The organism is Pseudoduganella aquatica (genome assembly GCF_009857595.1).
GTDB classification, from domain to species: Bacteria; Pseudomonadota; Gammaproteobacteria; order Burkholderiales; family Burkholderiaceae_D; genus Rugamonas; species Rugamonas aquatica_A.
In genome coordinates this window covers 1-558 of sequence record NZ_WWCU01000119.1, presented here as the reverse complement: position 1 = coordinate 558, position 558 = coordinate 1, and the positions used below count along the sequence as shown (strand labels likewise).

The window sequence follows — 558 nt, the reverse complement described above, 5'->3', positions numbered from 1 at the left end:
CCCGCGCCGGCGCGCGCGGCATCAGGCTGGCCACCAGCCCTTCCGGCTCGGCGGGCGCGCCCGCGGGCGCGTAGCGCAGCGCGCTGTTCGGTATCAGCAGCACCTGCGCGCGCGCGGCCACGCGGATGGCGGCGCTGGCCGTCATCCCCGGCCGCAGGCTCAGGTCCGCGTTGTCCACGTCCAGGTAGGCGGCGTAGGTGACCACGTTGTCGGTGCTGGTCGAGCCGAACGCCACCCGCGCGATGCTGGCCGGGTAGGCGCGCTCCGGATAGCTGCTGACGGTGACGCTGGCGCTTTGCCCGGCGCGCACCGCCCCCACGTCGGCCTCGTCGATGCTGACCAGCAAGCGCAGCCGGCGCAAGTCTTCGGCCAGGGTGAACAGCGTCACTGCCTGCAGCGAGGCGGCCACCGCGTTGCCGGGGTCGACGCTGCGGCTGAGCACCACGCCGTCGATGGGCGAGCGGATCGCGGCCCGCGCCAGGTTGGTGTTGTCCGTCGCCAGCGCGGCCTGCGCGCTCTGCACCGCCGCCGCCGCGCCCAGCCGGGCCGCGATCCGCT

General features: G+C 75.6%; 1 protein-coding gene. It reads right to left on the bottom strand.

The features are described from left to right. Positions 1-558: efflux RND transporter periplasmic adaptor subunit (locus GTP77_RS29830; RefSeq protein ID WP_161075753.1), on the bottom strand; the 558-nt coding region annotated here is incomplete at both ends.